Source organism: Acidobacteriota bacterium (genome assembly GCA_016712445.1).
GTDB lineage: Bacteria > Pseudomonadota > Alphaproteobacteria > Caulobacterales > Hyphomonadaceae > Hyphomonas.
The window spans coordinates 1949710-1969638 of record JADJRB010000001.1; the positions used below are offsets into that span (position 1 = coordinate 1949710).

The following is a 19929-nucleotide window of genomic DNA, read 5'->3' on the forward strand; positions in this document are numbered from 1 at the left end:
CCGAATCCGAGAGGGGAGCCTAACCGTTTCAGGCGCCGGCGTCAGCCAGGTTCTGGTTCGCGAAATCCCAGTTCACGAGGCTCGACAGGAAGGTGTCGATATAGTCCGGGCGGCGGTTCTGGTAATCGAGGTAGTAGGCGTGCTCCCAGACATCCATGGTCAGCAGCGGCGTCGTGCCGGCTTCAGTCAGCGGCGTCTCGGCGTTCGGCGTCTTGCTGATCACGAGCTTGCCGTTCTTCAGCGACAGCCAGGCCCAGCCGGAACCGAACTGCGTCGCACCGGCCTGTTTGAACTCCTTTACAAAATTGTCATAGCCGCCGAGGTCGCGCTCGATCAGCTCGGCAATCTTGCCCTTCGGCTTGCCGCCGCCATCCGGCGACATCGAGTGCCAGTAGAACGTATGGTTCCAGACCTGCGCCGAGTTGTTGAAGATGCCGGCTTTCGCCTTGTCACCGGCGGAATCCTTGATGACTTCTTCCAGCGAGGCTTTCTCGAGCGGGGTGTCCTTCACGAGGCCGTTCAGGTTGGTGACATAGGCCTGATGGTGCTTGCCGTAGTGGAAATTCAGCGTCTCTTCGGAGATGTGCGGCGCCAGGGCAGAGCGGGCATAGGGCAGGTCGGGCAGGGTGAAGGCCATGGGCAAAGGTCCTTTCGCAGGTTTTGATGTCTTTCGCTTCGCAGCGGTTTCGCACATATGGGGTCCATGTCAAACGAGACCAGACCCCTGACCAAGACTCCCTGGGACGAGATCGACAAGCGCGTGCGCCGCGTCGACGAGGATCGCTGGATTTCCAGCCGGTTTGCCCCCGCCTCCCAGCGCCGCGCCCTGGTGGCGCTCTACGCGCTGAACTACGAGCTGGCGCGCGTGCAGGAAGTGGTGAGCGAGGAGACGCTCGGCCTCATCCGTTTCCAGTGGTGGCGCGAAGCCATCAGCGAGATCGACGCCGGACGCGCCGCGCGCAGCCACGACGTGTGCATGGCCATCGGCGAGGAAGTGGCGGCCGGACGCCTGAAGACCGGCGCCCTGCAGAAACTGGTCGATGGCTACCAGTCCGCCTTCGTGGACCAGGACCGCACCAAGGAACCGGAAGCCTGGATCGCGCTGACCGCCGCCAATATCCTGATCCCCGTGCACAACTGGGCGGAAGAGATCCGCGGCGTCTCGGCCGCCTATGCCGCGGTGCGGCGCCAGGCAGGGCATGCCTTCGGCCCGCATGTCTCGCCCGCCCCCAAGCCGCTGCGCCCGGCAATCGCGCATTTCCGCCTGCGCAAACTGTATTGCGAAGGCAAGCGCCCGAACCCGCTGTCCAAACGCTTTTCCATCATGAAGGCGATGAACACCGGCGAGGTCTGAGCGCGCCGGAAAAGGTTGCGCCCGCGTCGCCTTGTGCAACAAAACCGGACGTGTTCGCGCGCCCTGCGCCGAATTTTTGCAGCGTCTGCCTGCGGCCCTGTTTTCCTGCCGCTGCAACAGTCGCAGCGCACCGGCGCACGCCGCAGGGCCGGCACTTTGAACTTTTTTCCGCATCACCAATCCGGCGGGACAACGCCTGGGGTTATCCTCCGCAGATGTCGGCTTTCCTCCGCATCCGGAACGACGTGCACTTCCGAAGATTCTTCGACCGCGTGCATCCGTTCTTCTGGCCGGTCCTGTACTGGCAGCTGAAGCGCGCCTGGCTTGCCCTTCAGCGTGAGAAACTCACCTGCTTCCTGCTCGCCGTCACCTGGTGGGGCGGTGTCACGATTGCGTATCGCGGCGACCGGATCGAAGTGCCCACCGCAGACCCGTTTGCGCTGGTCCGCCCCCGCTTCGACGATCCCGTCTGGTTCACGTCCGTTCCCGCATGCCTCGGCCCGGGCGCGCCGCACGGCACGCCTTTGCACCTTTCGGAAGGTGATCCCTCGCCGCGCGCCGAGGCGGCCTGCCTCGGCCTCGATCCAGATTCCTCCTAGCGCACCAGCCCGGCGAGCGCCGGTTCCGGAATTCAGTCCCGACACCGGCCAGCTTCCGCTGCGACCGGACGCCCGTGCTGCCGCAGGCAACCTTTTCCGGCTCCTCACGTTGGTTGCGGCAACCAAAAGGAAATGAGCGCATGAAACTCGCGCTTCCCTGCGCCGCCGCGCTGCTCGTCTTGAGCGCAGCCTGCCAGCTCGAAAAGCCTGCCCCCGTCGCAACCGTTTTCGGCACCGCGCCGCAGTTGCCCGAGCCCCAGTCCAAGCTCATTCCCACCGTGAAGGTCGCAGAAGCGCGCGCCTGGAAAGACGGCGAGAAGCCCGTTGCCGCTCCGGGCTACGCGGTGAAGGCCTTCGCCGAAGGTCTCGATCATCCGCGCTGGATTTATGAGCTGCCGAATGGCGACATCCTCGTCGCCGAAACCAACGCGCCGCCGCGCCCCGAAGATGGCGGCGGCATCCGGGGCTTCTTCATGAAGCGCGCGATGACGAAAGCCGGCGCGGCCGTGCCCAGCCCGGACCGTGTCTCGCTCCTGCGCGACACGGATGGCGACGGCGCCGCGGACGTGCATACCGCCTACCTCACCAATCTCATGTCGCCCTTCGGCATGGCGCTCGTCGGCGACACGCTTTACATCGCCAATGCCGATGCCATTGTCTCCGTTCCGTACACGGAAGGTGAAGACGTCAACACGGCCACCCCGCAAACGGTGTTCAAGTTGCCGGGCGGACCGATCAACCATCACTGGACCAAGAACATCGTTGCGAGCGCGGATGGCACAAAACTCTACGCCGCTGTCGGCTCGAACAGCAACATCGCGGAAAACGGCATGGAAGCCGAAGAAGGACGCGCCGCAATCTGGGAAATCGATCTCGCGTCCGGCGAAGGCAAGGTCTACGCATCCGGCCTGCGCAATCCGGTCGGCATGGATTTCGACTCCCACGGCCTGCTCTACACCGTCGTCAACGAACGCGACGAGCTCGGTGACAACCTCGTGCCCGACTACCTGACTTCCGTGAAGCAAGGCGCCTTCTATGGCTGGCCCTACAGCTATTTCGGCCAAAACGTGGATACGCGCGTCGCACCGCAGGATGCCTCGCTCGTCGCCGCGGCCATCGCGCCGGACTATGCCCTCGGCGCCCATACCGCCTCGCTCGGTCTCGACGTGACCGACGGCAAGGGCGCGGGCCTCGCGTCCAGCTTCGGCGCCGGCGCCTTCATCGGCCAGCACGGGTCATGGAACCGCGATCCGCGAAGCGGCTATGAAGTGATCTTCGTTCCCTTCGGCGCGGATGGCCCCAGTGGCAACCCGCAGCCGGTGCTCACCGGCTTCCTCGTTGAAGACCAAGCGCGTGGCCGCCCGGTCGGCGTCAAAGTCGACCAGAGGGGCGGGCTGCTGGTCGCGGACGATGTGGGCAACCGGATCTGGAGGGTCACGCCGAACTGACGGCCTGGAACGCAGCGTCTGCGCTGACGGTCTCGCCGGCGAGCCAGGCATCGAAATCGCTCAGTGAGCGGACGGCCTGCGCCATCTTCTTTGCCTTGCCCTTGTCCTTGCCCCTAAGGCGTTTGCCGTCCGGACCGGTCTTTGAATAGTCCTCAATGTCGGGGAACAGGCCGAAGTTGACGTTCATCGGCTGGAAGGTCTGGCCGTCGGCAAGGTGGCCGCCCGTGATATGCGCCACAAGCGCGCCCATCGCGGTGGTCGGCGGCGGCGGATCGAGGCGGCGGCCAAGGCGTTCGGCCGCAGCAAGGCGTCCGGCGAGCAGGCCCATCGCGGCGCTCTCGACATATCCTTCAACACCGGTGACCTGCCCGGCAAACCGCAGGCGCGGTATCGTCTTCATACGGAGCTGCCGGTCCAGCAGCTTCGGGGAATTCAGGAAGGTATTGCGATGGATTCCGCCGAGCCGGGCAAACTCGGCCTTTTCAAGGCCGGGGATCATACGGAAGATTTCCGTCTGGGCGGCATATTTCAGCTTCGTCTGGAAGCCGACCATGTTCCACAGCGTGCCGAGCGCATTGTCTTGCCGCAGTTGCACGACCGCATGTGCCTTGACCGTCGGGTTGTGTGCATCCGTGAGCCCGATTGGCTTCATCGGCCCGAAGCGCAGCGTCTCCCGGCCGCGCTCCGCCATCACCTCGATGGGCAGGCAGCCTTCGAAATACGGCGTGTTCTTTTCCCAGTCCCGGAACTCGGTCTTGGGCGCGGCAAGGAGCGCATCGAGGAAGCGGTTATACTCTTCCTCCGTCATCGGACAATTGATGTAGGCGGCCGTGTCGCCGCCCGGGCCGGCCTTGTCATACCGGCTCTGGCGCCAGGCCTTGGTCATGTCGACCGAGTCGAAATACACGATCGGCGCAATGGCGTCGAAGAAGGCGAGGTCGGTTTCGCCGGTGTGCGCCCGGATCGCTTCGGCCAGCGCGATGGATGTCAGCGGGCCGGTCGCCACGATAACCGAGTCCCAGTCCTCGGGCGGAATGCCGGCGATTTCCTCACGCACGATCGTGACCAGCGGATGCGCTTCGAGTTTCGCGGTAACGGCCTCGGCAAAGCCTTCGCGGTCGACCGCGAGCGCGCTGCCGGCGGGAACCTGGTGGGCCTTGGCGGTGGTGATGATCAGGCCGTTGGCGCGGCGCATTTCCTCGTGCAGCACGCCGACGGCGTTGGACGTGTGGTCGTCGGAGCGGAAGGAGTTCGAACAGACGAGTTCGGCGAGCTTGTCGGTCTGGTGGGCATCGGTGCCGCGCGTGCCGCGCATCTCGTGCAGGACGACGGGTACGCCGGCCGAGGCGATCTGCCAGGCGGCTTCGGAGCCGGCCATGCCGCCGCCGATGATGTGGATGGGTTTCAGGGTCATGGCCGGGACATGGGCCACGGGAGCCGGGCGCGTCAAGATGGCGTTTGCCCCGGCGGCAGCAGGGCTTTACCTGTCTGGCCGATGACGACGCGTATTCCTGCCCGCACCCTCATGCTCGAAAGCTGGCGACAGAGCCTCGGCGTCCTGGTGCCGAACTGGCCGTGGGCCGTGCTGTTCGCGCTGGCGGGCGGGGCTTATAGCGTGAGCCTCCACTGGCCGGGCACGGCGGCGTTCTGGGCCTCGCTGGTGCTGGCGATCGCGGCGTTCCTGGCAGGCGTGCAGCTGTCGCGCGGCATGTACCAGACGCTGCTCGGACCGCGTCCGGGCGGTTTCCTCGCGCTCGCGCATGCAAACCTTGCCGTTTATTTCTTCTTCTTTGTGTTGATCGTGTTCATCGGTCCCTTCCTGAACCTGCTTCAGGGGATCCTCATTCAGGCGAAGGGCACGTTCGTACTCGACAAGGACTCAGGCGCCGAACAGGTGCTGGCGGCTACGGCGGACCTGTTGCCGTCGATGTATGGCGCCGCGTTCGTGCTGGCCTGCCTGGCGGCGTTCGGCGGCCTCGCCTGGTTTGCGCTGCGGCTGACAACGATGGGGGCTGCGACCGTCGACCGGGGCACGGCGCATGTGTTCCGCACGTTTGGCTGGACGAAGGGCCATGTGGCGAAGCTCGGTCTTGTAGCGGCGGCGACGCATCTTGTTCCATTCGCGCTGGGATTTGCCGCCAACCTCGCGCTGCGGTCGGTGGTGGCGGACACGCCGGCCGGCGTCTTCATTGAAGGCGCGGCAGGGATCTTGCTCTTCCTGCCCTTCCTCGCCGCGGGGCACGCAATGGCGGTGGGCGCCTACCGGCGCCTGAAGCCGGAGCAGGCGGCGGGCGCGATGGCGGATTGATGCGGCAGGGCAAACGCGGTTAGGCTTCCCGGACGGTTGGCCGGAGGATGCTGCGTGATCCGGGGATTCACTTTCGAGCGGGCCTTAAGCTGGCCATTCAACGCGCCGCATATCGCGACTTTTCCCTGGCTGTTCGGCCTGGCTTATGCCGCCCTGTTCCTCGCCGTGTTCGGCGTGATCGGCTTCCTGGCCGCCGGCGACATGACGGCCTGGATTTCGACGGTCGAGCGTATCGAAGGCTCGACCGATCCGGACGAGGAATTCGCCGCCATCATGGCAAGCTTTGCGCGCCTTTTGCCTTGGGCCGCGGTGTCCGGACTGGTGAGCTGGATCATCTGGGCGATGTTCGAAACGGCCTCGCAGCGGCGCTACATCCGCGGTGAAGGCTTTTCGCTGGGGTTTGGCGCTGACGAGCTGCGGATGATGGTGGTCGGCCTGTTCTACGGTCTGATCGGGTTTGTGGTTGTGGCGATACCGATGTTTCTGGTGGTGGGATCCACGTTCTGGTCAATCTTCGCCAACATCAACAACCCGGACGTGCTGAACTCGCCGGAATTCTCGAACCGGGCGGCAATGCAGATGTTGGGGGCGTTCGGCGTGACGCTGGTCATGTTGCCGGTTTATGTGTTCCTCGCGACGCGGCTGGCGCCCTGCTTCGGGCTGACGCTGAAAGAGAAGCGCATCCGCTTTTTCGATGCCTGGAATGTCTCGCGCGGCCGGTTCTGGCCGATCCTGGGTGCCTATGTGATCCTGGCTGTGGTCGGCAGCCTGATTGGCCAGGTGATCTCGGGTGTGGCGCAGTTGGTGTTGATGCCCGCGATGGCGTCGTTTTCCAATGCCGCCGAGCGCGGCGAAGATATCCGTTCACTGATTTTCTCCGCCGGCTTCATGGTGCCGATGGGCTTTTACATGTTTGTGGCGCTGTTCCTGCAGGGCCTGCTGCAGCACGTTGTTGGCGGACCGGCGGCGTTGGCCGTGCGGCATGACCCGCGCGGCGGCGTCGAAGAGGCCGAACAGGTCGGCGCGTTCGACTAGCCCGCCCGGTTACTTCGCGCTGGCGCCCGCCTTGGACTTGCGGGCAGGCTTCTTCTCGGACGGCTCGGATTTGGCAGCCGGTTTTTCGCGGCGGTTGCGCGCGGCGCGGCGCTCGTCCTGACGGCGGAAGGTTTCGGCGAGAAAGCGGCCGGTATGGCTTTCCTTGTTGGCGGCGATGTCTTCCGGCGTGCCGGTAGCAACCATCCTGCCGCCGCCATCGCCGCCTTCGGGGCCAAGGTCGAGCACCCAGTCGGCGGTTTTGACCACGTCGAGATTGTGCTCGATGACGACGACGGTGTTGCCGGCATCGACCAGTTCATGCAGCACTTCGAGCAGCTTCTTGACGTCCTCGAAGTGGAGGCCGGTGGTCGGCTCGTCGAGGATGTACAGTGTACGTCCCGTGGCGCGCTTGGAGAGTTCCTTGGCGAGCTTGACGCGCTGGGCTTCGCCGCCGGACAGCGTGGTCGCCTGCTGGCCGACCTTCACATAGCCGAGGCCGACCTGGTTCAGCGTATCGAGCTTGGACGCGATGGCGGGCACGGCGACGAAGAACTTGGCGCCGTCTTCGACCGTCATGTCGAGCACGTCGGCAATCGACTTGCCCTTGAACAGGACTTCCAGTGTCTCGCGGTTGTAGCGCTTGCCCTTGCAAGTCTCGCAGGTGACGTAGACATCCGGCAGGAAGTGCATCTCGATCTTGATCACGCCGTCGCCCTGGCAGGCTTCGCAGCGACCGCCCTTGACGTTGAAGCTGAACCGGCCGGGCGCGTAGCCGCGGGCCTTCGCTTCGGGCAGGCCGGCATACCAGTCCCGGATCGGGCCGAAGGCGCCGGTATAGGTGGCGGGGTTCGAGCGCGGCGTGCGGCCGATCGGCGACTGGTCGATGTCGATGACCTTGTCGAGATGCTGCAGGCCGTCGAGGCTTTCATACGGCGCCGGCGAATCCGATGAGCCGTTGAGCTTGCGGGCGAGCGCCTTGTAAAGCGTTTCGATGATCAGCGTCGACTTGCCGCCGCCGGAGACGCCGGTGATGCAGGTGAACGTGGCGAGCGGAATCGAGGCGGTGACGTTCTTCAGGTTGTTGCCGGTGGCGCCTTTCAGCACGAGGCTGCGAGAGCCTTTGGTGACCGGACGGCGTTTCGGGATGGCGATTTCGCGCGTGCCGTTGAGATAGTCCGCCGTCAGACTTTTGCGGTTCTTCAGGATCTCTTCGGGCGTGCCTTCGGCGATGATCTCGCCGCCATGCACGCCGGCGGCGGGTCCCATGTCGATGACGTGGTCGGCGGTGAGGATCGCGTCCTCATCGTGTTCGACGACGATGACGGAGTTACCGAGATCGCGCAGGCGTTTCAGCGTTTCGAGCAGGCGCTCGTTGTCGCGCTGGTGCAGGCCGATCGATGGCTCGTCGAGCACGTAAAGCACGCCGGTGAGGCCGGAGCCGATCTGCGAGGCGAGCCGGATGCGCTGGCTTTCGCCGCCGGACAAGGTGCCGGAGGCGCGTCCGAGCGAAAGGTAATCGAGGCCGACATCGTTGAGGAAGATGAGGCGGTCGTTGATCTCCTTCAGGATGCGCGCGGCGATTTCTTTTTGCTGTTTCGTCAGCGTCTTGGCGACGCCGCCGAACCAGTCACCCGCTTTGCGGATGGAGAAGTCTCCGGCCTGCGAGATGTCGAGGCCGGCGATCTTCACCGCGAGCGCTTGCGGCTTCAGGCGTTTGCCGCCGCAGGCCGGGCAAGGCGCGGCGGACTGGAAGCGCGCGATTTCCTCGCGCACCCAGGCCGAGTCCGTTTCGCGGTAGCGCCGGTCGAGATTCGGGATGACGCCTTCGAAGGTCTTCTTCGTCTTGTAGGTGCGCATGCCGTCATCATAGATGAACTGGATTTCCTCATCTCCGGTGCCGAAGAGGATGATGTCCTGCACCTTCTCGGGCAGCTTGTTCCACGGCTTCGTCAGGTCGAACTTGTAGTGGGCGGCCAGGGCTTGCAGCGTCTGCGTCTGGTAGGGCGAAGTGGTCTTCGCCCAGGGCGCGATGGCGCCGTCCATCAGGCCGAGATCCTTGTCGGGCACGACCATCGCCACGTCGATCTTCAGCTGCTCGCCGAGGCCGTCACAGGACGGGCAGGCGCCGAACGGATTGTTGAAGGAGAAAAGGCGAGGTTCGATTTCGGGAATCGAGAAGCCGGAGACCGGGCAGGCGAAATTGGCGCTGAAGGTGACGCGCTTCGGCTCGGTTTCGCCGGCGGCGAGGTCGGCATATTCGGCCACCGCGATACCCTGCGCGAGGGAGAGCGCGGTCTCGAAACTTTCGGCGAGGCGCTGTTCCATGCCGGCCTTGACGACGATCCGGTCGACCACGACGTCGATGTCGTGCTTGTACTTCTTGTCGAGCTTTGGCGGGTCTTCCAGTTCGTGGAACTCGCCGTTGACCTTGACGCGCTGGTAGCCGTTCTTGAGAAGCTCTGCGAATTCCTTGCGGAACTCACCCTTCCGTCCACGGACGATGGGGGCGAGCAGGTAGAGGCGGGTTCCTTCGGGCAGCTCCAGCGTGCGGTCGACCATCTGGCTGACGGTCTGGCTTTCGATCGGCAGGCCGGTGGCCGGCGAATAGGGCACGCCGACGCGCGCCCAGAGGAGGCGCATGTAGTCGTAGATCTCGGTGACCGTGCCGACGGTGGAGCGCGGGTTGCGGCTGGTGGTCTTCTGCTCGATCGAGATGGCGGGCGACAGGCCTTCGATGGATTCCACATCCGGCTTCTGCATCAGCTCGAGGAACTGGCGCGCATAGGCCGATAGCGACTCGACATAGCGGCGCTGGCCTTCGGCATAGATCGTGTCGAAGGCGAGCGAGGATTTGCCGGAGCCGGACAGGCCGGTCATCACCACAAGCTCACCGCGCGGGATGTCCACGTCGATGTTCTTGAGGTTGTGTTCCTTGGCGCCGCGCACGCGGATGAAGGGGGATTCGGCCATGGGGCGTTCTGCTCGCTGGGAGAAAAGGCTGGGAAGGATTGCTAGGCGCTATGTGTGGCGCGAGTCCAGATTGACGACAAGAACAAAATATGAACATGTGCGGCAAGCTGCTTTTCGCAGCACCTGAAAGCGCCGGTGGAATTCATCGCCCGTGAGGCGACAGGGCAACGGCAAAAGCGTAGAAGCGTTCGAATCGATAGCGAAACAGAAAACGGAGGTCCTCATGGCGGGCTCAGTGAACAAGGTGATCCTGATCGGCAATCTCGGGGCGGACCCTGAGGTGAAGCAGTTCCAGAATGGCGGGCAGGTGTGCAACCTGCGGATCGCGACCTCCGAGACCTGGCGCGACAAGGCGAGCGGCGAACGCAAGGAAAAGACCGAGTGGCACGCCGTGTCGATCTTCTCGGAAGGCTTGGTGAAGGTCGCCCAGAGCTACCTCAAGAAGGGCTCGAAGGTGTACATCGAGGGCAAGCTGCAGACCCGTAAGTGGCAGGACAAGGATGGCAACGACCGGTACACGACCGAAGTCGTGCTGCAGGGCTTTGACGCGACGCTGGTGATGCTGGACGGTCGCGGCGAAGGCGGCGGCGCGGGCGGCGGCGGCGGTGGCCGCGACATGGGCTATTCCGGTGGCGGCTCCAGCCGTCAGATGAGCGGGCCGAAGGAAAGCTTCAACCAGGATCTCGACGACGAGATCCCGTTCTAGCAGGGCCTGAAACCGGGCGGAGCCAGCCATGATTGGACGCCTTTACCGCTATCTCACAGGTCTCCTGCTGCTGGTGCTGGCTGGCTGCGTGACCGCGGTGCCGCATGCCGGGTTGACCGGGGCGCCGCTGGCGCGGGTGCTGGCGGCCGAGGGCGTCGACCCGTCGGCGGCGGCGCTGGTGATCTACCGGCTTGAGGACGGCAAGACCTGGACCGTCGGCGGGCCGAGAGTTAGCCAGCGGTTCACGCCGGCTTCGACCGCGAAAGTGCCGCACACGCTGCTGGCCTTCGAGACGGGCGCGGTCAACGGGCCCGAGGACATGTTCGAGTGGGACGGCACGGAGCGCTGGCTCGCGACCTGGAACGAGGACATGGACTTTGCCACGGCCTTCCAGCGCTCGGCCGTCTGGGTCTACCAGATCGTCGTGCCGAGGATCGGCGCGGAGCGGCTCTCGGCGGGGCTTGAGGCGTTCGACTATGGCAATGCCGAGATCGGCGGACCGGAGGCGCTGACGCGCTACTGGCTGGACGGTCCGCTGGCGATTTCGGCGGCTGAGCAGGTGGCGTTCCTGTCGCGGCTGGCGCGGCGGACCCTGCCGCTGTCGGCGCGGACCTATGAGCTGGCGGTGCCGATGATGCAGCTGGAAGGCGGGCCGGGCTGGGTGATGTACGGCAAGACCGGCTGGAAGAGCGTGGCGGGCGAGATGGACATCGGCTGGTTCGTCGGCTGGGTGGAGCAGGCGGGCGGCGAGGCGCCGGGCACCTACGTGTTCGCGCTGAACATGGACATGCCGGGCGGTGCCGGGGATGCACCGAAGCGGCGGGCCGGCGCCGAGGCGGTCTTGCGCGAAATCGGGGCGCTGCCCGAGCGGTTGTCCGGGCCGTGACGAAGTGGCTGGCGCGGCCTGTGGAAATCGTCGCAAAGGCCCCGTGTTTACTGCATTTTTCGGACCCCGGACGGTAGCCCCGGCGCCCCCCGGCTGCTAGGCTGGAAAGCAACGAAAAATGGCGATTCGGAGCCCCCGTTCGAGGCGGCCTCCGGGACATGCAGAAGGCCTTCCCATGAGCGACCCCACGACCCCTCCGGACGAGCCGGAAACCCCCGAGAATGGTGCGGGCGGTGCGGGCAATCCGCCAGGCCAGCAAGACGGGATCGAGCCGATCTTCATCGAGTCGGAGATGAAATCCTCCTACCTCGACTATGCCATGAGCGTGATCGTCAGCCGGGCGCTGCCGGATGTGCGCGACGGCCTGAAACCGGTGCACCGGCGGATCCTCTACGCGATGAACGAGGGCGGCAACACGCCGGACAAGCCGTACAAGAAATCCGCCAACATCGTCGGCGCCGTGATGGGTAACTATCACCCGCACGGCGACAGCGCGATCTATGACGCGCTGGTGCGCATGGCGCAGCCGTTTTCGATGGGCGTGATGCTGGTCGACGGCCAGGGCAACTTCGGCTCGATCGACAACGATCCGCCGGCGGCAATGCGCTACACCGAAAGCCGGATGTCGAAACCGGCGACCTACCTGCTCGAAGACCTCGACAAGGACACGGTCGACTTCCAGCCGAACTATGACGGCCAGCAGAAGGAACCGGTGGTGCTGCCGGCGCAGTTCCCGAACCTGCTGGTCAATGGCGGCAGCGGCATCGCGGTGGGCATGGCGACGAACATTCCGCCGCACAACCTCGGCGAAATCATTGACGCGACGCTCGCGCTGATTGCCGATCCGGCGATCAGCGAAGACGCGCTGTGTGACATTGTTCCGGGGCCGGACTTTCCGACGGGCGGGCTCATCATGGGCCTGTCGGGCAGCCGCAAGGCGCTGCTGACGGGACGCGGCAGCGTGATTGTTCGTGCCAAGACGGAGATCGAGAAGGCGAAGAACAACCGCGAAGCGATCATCGTTTCGGAGATTCCCTACCAGGTCAACAAGGCGGCGATGATCACCAAGATCGCCGAACTGGTCCGCGAGAAGAAGATCGAAGGCATCTCCGACCTGCGCGACGAATCCGATCGCAACGGTATCCGCGTGGTCATCGAGCTGAAGAAGGATGCCAGCGCCGATGTCGTGCTGAACCAGCTCTACCGGTTCAGCCAGATGCAGAGCTCGTTTGCCGTTAACATGCTGGCGCTGAATGGCGGCCGGCCCGAGCTGATGAACCTGCGCAAGGTGCTCGAGTATTTTGTGGCCTTCCGCGAGGAAGTGGTCGTCCGGCGCACCAAGTTCGAACTGGGCAAGGCGCGTGACCGGGCGCACGTGTTGGTCGGTCTGGCGCTGGCGGTTGCCAACATCGACGAGATCATCCGCATCATCCGCCATTCGCCGGACCCGGCGACGGCGCGCGAGCGGTTGCTCGAGAAGGCCTGGCCGCAGCAGGACATGGGCCCGCTGATCGACCTGATCGCTGACCGGCGCACGCGCCGCGGCCCTGAAGATGGCACGATCTACCTGTCGGATGAACAGGCCCGCGCGATCCTGAACCTGCCGCTGCACCGCCTCACCGGCCTCGGCCGCGACGAGATCGGCAACGAGGCCAAGGGCCTCGCCGAGAAGATTGCCGAATACCTGTCGATCCTCCGCTCCCGGACGAAGATCCTAGAGATCATCAAGGGTGAGCTGACCGACGTGAAGACCAAGTTTGCCGTGCCGCGCCGGTCTGCCTTCACCGAGGGCGGCGTCGACATGGACGACGAAGACCTCATCGAGGTCGAGGACATGGTGGTGACCGTGACGCATGGCGGCTACGTCAAGCGCACGCCGCTGGCCGCCTACCGCACGCAGAACCGCGGCGGCAAGGGACGCTCCGGCATGGCGATGAAGGACGAGGACTTCATCGTCCGCGTGTTCACCGCCACGACGCATACGGAGATCCTGTTCTTCTCGTCGGCGGGTCTTGTCTACAAGGAGAAGGTCTGGCGCCTGCCGGTGGGCGGGCCGACTTCGCGCGGCAAGGCGCTGGTCAACATCTTCCCGCTGGCGGCAGACGAGCGCATCGAAAGCGTGTTGCCGCTGCCGGAAGACGAGAAGGCGGCCGAGCATCTGGACGTGATGTTCGCCACACGCTCCGGCAACGTGCGCCGCAACAAGCTGGCCGATTTCGTGCGGGTCAACCGCGCCGGCAAGATCGCCATGAAGCTCGATGACGGCGACGGAATCGTGTCGGTGCAGGTCTGCTCCGACAAGGAAGACGTGATGCTGACGACGGCGCTCGGCCAGTGCATCCGGTTCGACGTGACCGAAGTGCGCGTGTTCGCGGGCCGGGATTCGACCGGCGTGCGCGGCATCCGCCTCGCCGACGGCGACGAGGTGATCTCGATGGGCATCCTGCGGCATATGGATGTGACCTCCGAAGAGGCGCGCGCCTACCTGAAGCATGCAGCGGCGATGCGCCGGGCGGCAACGGGCGAGGAGGAAGAGGTCTCCGAGGACGAGGAGGAAGCCGTGGCGGAAGCGGCGCTTTCGCCGGAACGCATCGCGGAGCTTGGCGCAGCCGAAGAATTCATTTTCACCGTCGCCGATGACGGCATGGGCAAGCGTTCGTCCGCCTACGACTACCGGGTCACCGGGCGCGGCGGAAAGGGGCTCGTGGCGCAGAACATCTGGGGCCGCGACAAGAAGGGCGGTCCGGTCAAGAAGGTCGCGCAATCCTTCCCGGTGGGCGACGGCGACGAGGTGATGCTGGTGACCAATGCGGGCCAGCTGATCCGCACGCCAGTGGACCAGGTCCGCATTGCCGGGCGATCGACCGGCGGCGTCTGGGTGCTGCGCACCAATGGCGACGAGAAGGTTGTTTCGGTCGCCCGGCTTGTCGAAGACAGCGAAGCCGGTATGGATAAAGCCGAGGACACACCGGGCTGAGAGGCCGACGGAAATTACAGGCCACAGGAGGGCTGCAGTTGCGCCGAGTAGGACTTTACCCGGGAACTTTCGACCCGCCGACCAATGGCCATATCGACATCTTCGGCCGGGCCATGAAGCTGGTCGACGAGTTGATCATCGGTGTGGCGGTGAACGAGTCCAAGAAGCCGCTGTTCACGCTCGACGAACGGGTGGCGATGGTGAAGGCCGAATGCGCGCGCCTGAACGGGCCGGGACTGGCGGAAATCAAGGTCATGCCGATGCACGGCCTGCTGATGAAGTTTGCCGAGGCCTGCGGCGCCCAGATCATCGTGCGCGGCCTGCGCGCGGTCCAGGACTTCGAATACGAGTTCCAGATGACCGCGATGAACGAGCAACTGAATCCCGACATTGAAACCGTGTTCCTTATGGCGGATGTTCGCCATCAGGCGGTGGCCTCCCGGCTCGTGAAGGAAATCGCGAGCCTCGGCGGCAATATCACACCGTTTGTGACGCCCGACGTGAAACGGGCGCTGTTGGAGAAGTACGGAAAATGAAACGTGTAGCGTTTGGAATTGCAGCCGGCCTTCTCGGGCTGGTGCTGCCGGCATGCGGCGAAGTCACCGAGCCGGCGCCGTGGACAGTGGCCGCCGATGCGGGCGCCGGAACGCCGGACGCCGCCGCCTGGCGCGCCGTGGACCCCGCAAACCTGATCGTGATGGAAACGACCAAGGGCCGCATCCTTGTCGAGGCGCTGCCGGAAGCGGCGCCGAAGCACTTCGCGCAGTTCACCAAACTGATCCAGTCGGGCGACCTTGACGGCACGACTTTCCACCGCGTGATCGACGACTTCATGGCGCAGGGCGGCGACGTGTGGACGAAGATGGGCAAGGATCCGGGCTGGCCGGGCATTCCGGGCGAATTCATGTTCCGCCGCGATGTGGCTGCGATGCCTTGGGATGCCGTGATCGGGCCTGAAGATACCGGCCGTTCGGGCTACATGAAAGGTTTCCCGATGTCGGGCCAGCCGGCCTTCTTCTCGGAAATGTCCGTGGACGGACTGGTTTCAACCTACATTCCCCACTGCAAGGGCGTGCTGTCGACCGCGCGCACAGATGACCCGAATTCGGCGGACACGCAGTTCTTCCTGATGCGCGAACACTCGCCGCATCTCGACAAGAACTACACGGCCTGGGGCCGGGTGATCGAAGGGCAGGCGGTCGTGAAGGCGCTCAAGAAGGGCGCGCCGGGCAGCGGCGAGGTGACCGATCCCGACCTTCTGACCTCGATCAAGATTGCCGCCGACATTCCGGAAAAGTCCCGGCCGAAGGCCTGGGTGCTGCGCACGGACACGGATGCGTTCAAGGCGGAGCTTGCGACCCGGGGTGAGGTGGACGTGTGCGAGCTGCCGGCGATTCCGGCAATCGTGAAGTAGCTGGGCCGGGCGCTTGACGCACAGGCCCCGCGCGCGCGATGAGCGCGGGGATGAACCTTTCTGATTTCGATTTCGATTTGCCCGAAGCGCTGATCGCGCTGCGGCCGGCCGAGCCGCAGGATGCCGCGCGCCTGCTGGTGGTGCACGGCGACGGGCGGCTTGAAGACGCGCATGTGCGCGACCTGCCGCGCTACCTGTCGGCCGGCGACATGCTGGTTTTCAACGATACGCGGGTGTTGCCGGCGGCGCTGAAAGGCGTGCGTCCGGCGCGCGACGGGGTGAGCCGGGATGTCGAGGTCGACGTGAACTTGGTCGAGCGGCTTGACGGGCGGCGCTGGCTGGCGCTCGCGCGGCCGGGGCGGCGGCTGAAGGAAGGCGATGGCATCCGCTTCGCCGACGGGTTTGCAGCCGAGCTGTCCGGGCGGCGGGAAGGCGGCGAGATCGAGCTGACATTCGACCGCGAGGGCGCCGCGCTGGAAGCGGCGCTGGACGCGCATGGCGCGATGCCGCTGCCGCCCTACATTGCCCGGCGCCGGCCCGCCGATGCGAAGGACCGGGAAACCTACCAAACGTGCTTTGCCGGTGAGGAAGCGGCCAGCGTGGCGGCGCCGACGGCCGGGCTTCACTTCACGCAGCGCCTGCTCGACGAGATCAGCAAGGCCGGTATCCTCTGCGAGCGGGTGCGGCTGCATGTGGGGCTCGGCACATTCAAGCCGCTCGAGGAGCGCCAGATCGAAGAGAACCGTCTGCATGCGGAATGGCGCAGGGTAACGCCCGAGACCGCGGAGGCGCTGAACGCCGTGCGGGCGAGCGGACACCGGATCGTGCCGGTGGGCACCACCGCCATGCGGACGCTGGAAAGCTGCGCAGAAATTGACGGCCGCGTGCATGCGGCGACCGGGCCGACCGAGATTTTCCTGAAGCCCGGCGACCGGATCCGCGCGACGGACGCGCTGGTGACGAACTTCCACTTGCCGGGATCGAGCCTGTTCATGCTCGTCTGTACACTGATGGGAACGGATGTGATGCAGGCCGCCTATGCACACGCGATCCGCGAGGGCTACCGGTTCTATTCCTACGGAGATGCCTGCCTGCTCCTGCCTCAGGCGCCGCGTCAGTAGACTTTCAATCCGTTGACCAGAACGACCTGTCCGAGCACCGCGCCGAGCAGGTCCACGGCATCAGCCGGCCAATCGGAGCTCGCATCGGCAACCTTGTCGCTGACATAGTCGGACAGTTCCTCGGCCTCTTCGGTACCGATACCCTCCGGCGCGGCCGGGCTGTCGACGGCGATGACGAGCCAGGGGCCGCGTTCATCGCCTTCGCCCCATTCCGCATAATGGAGCGTGACGTCGGATTCCGGGTCGGCGGTGAGGCGCACGAGAAAGCCGCGTTCGCGCAACTTGTCTTCGATATCAAGCAGGGCGTTCCTGACACCGGGCGTATTGTTCAGTGCTTCGATCATGGCGATCTGCCTAGCGATGTGAATGGCAGGGTCAAGGCAGCTCTTGTGTTAGCGGCAGGTTGATCCCCGCGCCGGGGGGGCGACGCGGGGATCCAGGCGCGGAGCCGAGCGCGGGGTTCAGCGGACGCGGACCACCACGCGCGTATCGCGCACCTCATAGGGGCGGCCGCGGTCGTCATAACAGAACGTGCTGTCATAACGGACGCGGCGGCCGTCTTCGTACGTGTACTGAAAAGCGTCGTAGCAATCATAGCCACGATAGCGGGCGTCCCAGTAGTGGTCACGGTGAACGCGGCCATGGGTGTGCCAATGGCCGGATTGATAGCCGTCATAGACGTAGGTTTCGGTGCGCACATCGGTGCGAGCGCCGACGTCTACATCGACATCCGGCAGGCCGACCCCAACGCGCAGCTGGGCGCTGGCAGGCAGGGCCGCGAGCGAGGCCGCGAGGCCAGTGGCGGCCGCTACAGCAATATATTTGATGCGATTTTTCATATTCGCCTCCATTGCGGATATCCGATCAACGCAAGCGGTGACGCTTCATTCCATTAAAAATCGGTCAGGTTTTCGAGTTCAACCGCCGGGGCGCAGTTCTTGCCATCGAACGGATCGCCTTGGCCGCCGTGATGCGCGCAAGGTGGCGTCCTTTCTCGTCGCGCCAGTCGGCTTCCACGAGACCGGTTGTCTTGCCGCGGCTGACGAGACGGCCTTCGATGCTGATCAGGCCGTGGGGCACTGGCCGGAGGATGCGCGTCTGCAGTTCCATCGTGGTGAACCATTCGCCATCGTCGAGCGCGCTTGCCATCGTCATCGAGACGATATGGTCCGAGAGGCCAGCGACCCAGCCACCGAAGACGCGTTCGGTCTGGATGTCGCGGTCGCCGGTATTGGGCCATTGGTTAGAAGACGCGGCCATAAGAGACTTCCTTCAGCCAGAGGTCCGGCCGGATGCCCATGTTGCGGATACCGGGCGGGAAATCCCAGGTGCCGGCTTTCAGGCGTTCGAAGAAGGCGGACTGCTGGGCGGAAAGTTCGGTGCGGCTCATGCGAGGCGGGCTCCATTGGGAACGGGTTGGTCGGGCGAGAACAAGACGATCTCGCCAGCAGTGTCGGCAAAGCCGAGGGTGAGGACTTCCGACATGAACTTGCCGATCTGGCGCGGTGGGAAATTCACGACGGCAGCGACCTGCCGGCCGACCAGCGCCTCAGGCGCATAGTGGGCGGTGATCTGCGCGGAGCTTTTCCGCTCGCCGATGCCGGGGCCGAAATCGATGACGAGGCGGATCGACGGCTTGCGCGCGCCTTCGAGCGGGGCGGCGGCGCGCACTGTCCCTATACGGATATCCACGCGGCGGAAATCCTCGAAAGCGATTTCAAGCGCCGGAGGGTTTTCCGGCGGATCGACAAGATGCATCAGGTGACCGTGGCGCCGCCATCGACGACGAGCATCTGGCCGGTCATGTACGACCCCGCTTTCGAAGCGAGATAAACAGCGGCGCCGGCGATTTCTTCCGGGTCGCCGATGCGCTTCAGCGGGGTGCCCGCGAGGGAGCGTTTCAGGGTTTCCGGATTGTCCCAGAGCGCCTTGGCGAAGTCGGTCTTGATCAGGCCGGGGGCGATGCAGTTGACGCGGACATTGTCGGCGCCGAATTCGGCGGCGAGGTTTCGGGCGAGCTGGAAGTCCGCCGCTTTCGAGATGTTGTAGGCGCCGATGACGGGCGAGGCGCGCAGGCCGCCGATGGACGAGACGATGATCACCGCGCCGTCCTTGCGCTCGCGCATCTGCGGGGCGCACATCTGGATCAGCCAGTTGTTCGAGATGATGTTGTTCTGGAGGATCTTGGTGAAGGCGTCGTCCGTGATGCCGGACATCGGGCCGTAATAGGGGTTCGAGGCAGCGTTGCAGACGACGATGTCGACCTTGCCGAAGGACTTGTTGGTCTCGTCGACCATCGCCTGCAGGTCTTCTTTCGAGGAGATGTTGGCCGGGATGGCGATGGCGGTGCCATCGCCATGCTTCTTGTTGATGCCGGCGGCGACTTCCTCGCACGGGCCGGGCTTGCGCGAGGAGATCACGACGCGGGCGCCCTGGTCGGCCATGGCTTCGGCGATGGCTCGGCCGATGCCGCGCGACGAGCCGGTGATGATGGCGGATTTTCCCTTGAGATCGAACAGGCTCATGCGGCCCTCCCTGATTTAGTTAATTATTCTCAAGCGCTGACCCTAGGGGAGGCGGGACGCATCGGCTAGGGGTGCCGCGAGGGGAATTTGACCGCTCGCGGGGCGACTCTCGCGCCCGAATTCGCCTGCGGCAACTTTGATACTGCCGGGCGGGATTGTCCGTGGTAGGAGGGGCGCATGTGGGGACGCCTTGTAAAACCGATTGCGCGCATGCTGGCGCTGCTCGCCCTGGCGACGCAATCGCTGATGCCCGGCGCGATGGCTGCGGCCTCGACCAGCCGTCCCGACATGGCCGCGATCCTGTGCGCCATGCCCGAACAGGACATGGCCGCGGTTTCAGGCGTCGGCGTTGATCTCGCCCGCCTCATCCAGAAGAAACAGTCCGACTCCACGGACATGGACCACGACTGCCCGGCCTGCGTGCTCGCCCATTCGGCCACGCTGCCCGAGCCGGTGGTCCTCACAGCGCCTCAAGGCCGCGCCGCAGCCCAAACTGCGCCGCGCTTCGAGGTTCGCTTCGCGCAGGTCCCGCGCGGTCCGCCTGTCGGCTCCCGCGCGCCGCCCGCCCTCGTGAACGCCTGATCCC

General features: G+C 65.0%; 21 protein-coding genes. 12 read left to right on the plus strand and 9 right to left on the minus strand.

Annotated elements, in window-relative coordinates; all coding sequences use genetic code 11:
• Positions 1-28: 28 nt before the first annotated feature.
• Complete coding sequence (locus IPK75_09905; protein MBK8198674.1) at positions 29-637, minus strand: superoxide dismutase; 609 nt, start codon at positions 635-637, stop codon at positions 29-31.
• A gap of 66 nt (positions 638-703) precedes the next feature.
• Here IPK75_09905 and IPK75_09910 point away from each other — a divergent pair, with 66 nt between their 5' ends.
• The 3 genes from IPK75_09910 (at position 704) to IPK75_09920 (ending at position 3401) form a co-directional block, all read left to right on the plus strand.
• Entirely contained in the window at positions 704-1354 is a 651-nt protein-coding gene (locus IPK75_09910) for a squalene/phytoene synthase family protein (GenBank protein MBK8198675.1), read from the plus strand.
• Positions 1355-1569: 215 nt separating this feature from the next.
• A complete protein-coding gene (locus tag IPK75_09915) occupies positions 1570-1953 on the plus strand; it encodes a hypothetical protein (protein MBK8198676.1) in 384 nt (127 codons plus the stop codon).
• Positions 1954-2093: 140 nt separating this feature from the next.
• Positions 2094-3401: a sorbosone dehydrogenase family protein gene (locus tag IPK75_09920; protein MBK8198677.1), complete on the plus strand. Its 1308-nt coding sequence runs from the start codon at positions 2094-2096 to the stop codon at positions 3399-3401.
• Here the strand turns inward: IPK75_09920 and trmFO are convergent.
• Positions 3388-4815 carry a methylenetetrahydrofolate--tRNA-(uracil(54)-C(5))-methyltransferase (FADH(2)-oxidizing) TrmFO gene (gene trmFO / locus IPK75_09925; protein ID MBK8198678.1) on the minus strand — a complete coding sequence of 476 codons (1428 nt, stop codon included), beginning with the start codon at positions 4813-4815 and terminating at the stop codon, positions 3388-3390. The two genes, IPK75_09920 and trmFO, sit on opposite strands and share 14 nt — an antisense overlap.
• Positions 4816-4896: 81 nt before the next feature.
• Between trmFO and IPK75_09930 the strand changes: the two genes are divergently transcribed.
• Positions 4897-5709 carry a hypothetical protein gene (locus IPK75_09930; protein MBK8198679.1) on the plus strand — a complete coding sequence of 271 codons (813 nt, stop codon included), beginning with the start codon at positions 4897-4899 and terminating at the stop codon, positions 5707-5709.
• Between the two features lie 54 nt (positions 5710-5763).
• A complete protein-coding gene (locus IPK75_09935; protein ID MBK8198680.1) occupies positions 5764-6744 on the plus strand; it encodes a hypothetical protein in 981 nt (326 codons plus the stop codon).
• A 9-nt stretch (positions 6745-6753) separates the two neighbouring features.
• On the opposite strand, the gene uvrA is transcribed toward IPK75_09935, so the two are convergent.
• Positions 6754-9714: an excinuclease ABC subunit UvrA gene (uvrA, locus tag IPK75_09940; protein MBK8198681.1), complete on the minus strand. Its 2961-nt coding sequence runs from the start codon at positions 9712-9714 to the stop codon at positions 6754-6756.
• Between the two features lie 223 nt (positions 9715-9937).
• Between uvrA and ssb the strand changes: the two genes are divergently transcribed.
• The 6 genes from ssb (at position 9938) to queA (ending at position 16818) form a co-directional block, all read left to right on the plus strand.
• Positions 9938-10420, plus strand: a complete 483-nt coding sequence (gene ssb / locus IPK75_09945; protein ID MBK8198682.1) for a single-stranded DNA-binding protein — start codon at positions 9938-9940, stop codon at positions 10418-10420.
• A gap of 28 nt (positions 10421-10448) precedes the next feature.
• Positions 10449-11306, plus strand: coding sequence for a class D beta-lactamase (locus IPK75_09950; protein MBK8198683.1), 858 nt, complete (start codon positions 10449-10451; stop codon positions 11304-11306).
• Between the two features lie 175 nt (positions 11307-11481).
• Complete coding sequence (gene gyrA, locus IPK75_09955) at positions 11482-14283, plus strand: DNA gyrase subunit A (GenBank protein MBK8198684.1); 2802 nt, start codon at positions 11482-11484, stop codon at positions 14281-14283.
• A 38-nt stretch (positions 14284-14321) separates the two neighbouring features.
• Complete coding sequence (gene coaD / locus IPK75_09960) at positions 14322-14819, plus strand: pantetheine-phosphate adenylyltransferase (GenBank protein ID MBK8198685.1); 498 nt, start codon at positions 14322-14324, stop codon at positions 14817-14819.
• Positions 14816-15697 (plus strand): peptidylprolyl isomerase, encoded by an 882-nt coding sequence (locus IPK75_09965; GenBank protein ID MBK8198686.1) that lies wholly within the window; start codon positions 14816-14818, stop codon positions 15695-15697. The genes coaD and IPK75_09965 overlap by 4 nt, the downstream gene beginning before the upstream one ends.
• Before the next feature lie 50 nt (positions 15698-15747).
• The gene (queA, locus tag IPK75_09970; protein ID MBK8198687.1) at positions 15748-16818 is read left to right on the plus strand and encodes a tRNA preQ1(34) S-adenosylmethionine ribosyltransferase-isomerase QueA; all 1071 of its coding nucleotides are present in this window, start codon (positions 15748-15750) and stop codon (positions 16816-16818) included.
• On the opposite strand, the gene IPK75_09975 is transcribed toward queA, so the two are convergent.
• The 6 genes from IPK75_09975 to IPK75_10000 all read right to left on the minus strand — a co-directional run bounded on the left by IPK75_09975 (position 16812) and on the right by IPK75_10000 (position 19343).
• Complete coding sequence (locus IPK75_09975) at positions 16812-17162, minus strand: hypothetical protein (protein ID MBK8198688.1); 351 nt, start codon at positions 17160-17162, stop codon at positions 16812-16814. The two genes, queA and IPK75_09975, sit on opposite strands and share 7 nt — an antisense overlap.
• Positions 17163-17279: 117 nt before the next feature.
• Positions 17280-17657: a hypothetical protein gene (locus tag IPK75_09980; protein ID MBK8198689.1), complete on the minus strand. Its 378-nt coding sequence runs from the start codon at positions 17655-17657 to the stop codon at positions 17280-17282.
• A 64-nt stretch (positions 17658-17721) separates the two neighbouring features.
• A complete protein-coding gene (locus IPK75_09985) occupies positions 17722-18078 on the minus strand; it encodes a PaaI family thioesterase (GenBank protein MBK8198690.1) in 357 nt (118 codons plus the stop codon).
• Complete coding sequence (locus IPK75_09990) at positions 18062-18208, minus strand: hypothetical protein (GenBank protein MBK8198691.1); 147 nt, start codon at positions 18206-18208, stop codon at positions 18062-18064. Before IPK75_09990 ends, IPK75_09985 begins: the two co-directional genes overlap by 17 nt.
• Positions 18205-18576, minus strand: coding sequence for a tRNA-binding protein (locus IPK75_09995; GenBank protein MBK8198692.1), 372 nt, complete (start codon positions 18574-18576; stop codon positions 18205-18207). Before IPK75_09995 ends, IPK75_09990 begins: the two co-directional genes overlap by 4 nt.
• On the minus strand, positions 18576-19343 hold the full coding sequence (locus tag IPK75_10000) for an SDR family oxidoreductase (GenBank protein MBK8198693.1): 768 nt from the start codon (positions 19341-19343) through the stop codon (positions 18576-18578). Before IPK75_10000 ends, IPK75_09995 begins: the two co-directional genes overlap by 1 nt.
• A 177-nt stretch (positions 19344-19520) precedes the next feature.
• Here IPK75_10000 and IPK75_10005 point away from each other — a divergent pair, with 177 nt between their 5' ends.
• Entirely contained in the window at positions 19521-19925 is a 405-nt protein-coding gene (locus IPK75_10005; GenBank protein MBK8198694.1) for a DUF2946 family protein, read from the plus strand.
• The last annotated feature ends 4 nt before the right edge of the window (positions 19926-19929 follow it).